Annotated in this window: 1 pseudogene; it reads left to right on the top strand. The window is 39.1% G+C overall.

The features are described 5' to 3' along the window. Positions 1 to 139: 139 nt before the first annotated feature. Positions 140 to 892 (top strand): annotated as a pseudogene (locus GSA01S_RS10635) (alanine dehydrogenase). The last annotated feature ends 133 nt before the right edge of the window (positions 893 to 1,025 follow it).

Raw genomic sequence — 1,025 nt, 5'->3', positions numbered from 1 at the left:
ATAAATACATTACACCATCTATTTTGTGAATACATAAACGATAACTTAGTAAAATCAACAAAAAGAGCCGTCTATTTCGCTAATTCCTCCTAGATATCAATACCGAGGTTTCCTTAGTTGAAAGCTTGTAAATGAAACAATGGTTGACAAAGGCACCTTTCCATTACTGAAGCCCATGTCGGAAGTAGCCGAACGGATGGCGGTACAAATTGGCGCTCATCTATTAGAGAAAAATCATGGAGGACCTGGCATTTTATTAGGCGGTGTCCCTGGTGTGAAACGTGCAAATGTCACGATTGTCGGGGGTGGCGTTGTCGGTCTTAATAGTGCCAAGTTAGCCTGTGGCCTAGGTGCCAATGTGCCGATTATCGACCTCAATCCACAACGTTTAGCCAAGATTGAACATACTTTAGGCTACCCGGTACAAACACTCATATCAAATGAAGCAAACATTCATGAATCGGTAGTAACTTAGGACTTAGTCATTGGTTCCGTATTAGTGGCCGGACGTCGAGCACCGATCTTAGTTAAGGAAGACACTATTCAACAAATGAAGCCTAGTTCTGTCTTAATTGATATTGCAATCGATCAAGGTGGTAATTTCGAAACAACCATTGAAACTACTCATACAAAACCAACCTATGTTAAACACGGCGTGATCCACTACGGTGTTAGCAATATTCCAGGAGTGGTACCACAAACAGCTACCATTGCCTTAACCAATGCATCATTATTTTATGATAAAGAAATCGCCAATAAAGGCATCGTCCAAACTGCCAAAGACAATCACACTATTTTAACAGGCGTTAACACTTATCAAGGTCATATAACTAATCTAGCTGTGTCAGAATCACAAGACCGCGAATTTGTTGCCTTAGAAACAATCATTTAATTCAATATGTTAAATGTGACTTCATTACGAATCTTCCTTGAATTTGTTGCCTTAGAAACAATATTTTAATTCAATACAAAGCAAATAGGGAGTGAACAAGAAGTAGAAAATCAGTTGATTTTCGCTTCGTCTA

Source organism: Globicatella sanguinis NBRC 15551 (genome assembly GCF_001552295.1).
GTDB classification, from domain to species: Bacteria; Bacillota; Bacilli; order Lactobacillales; family Aerococcaceae; genus Globicatella; species Globicatella sanguinis.
The sequence above is the reverse complement of the archived record's forward strand: the minus strand, read 5'-3'. Positions and strand labels throughout refer to the sequence as shown.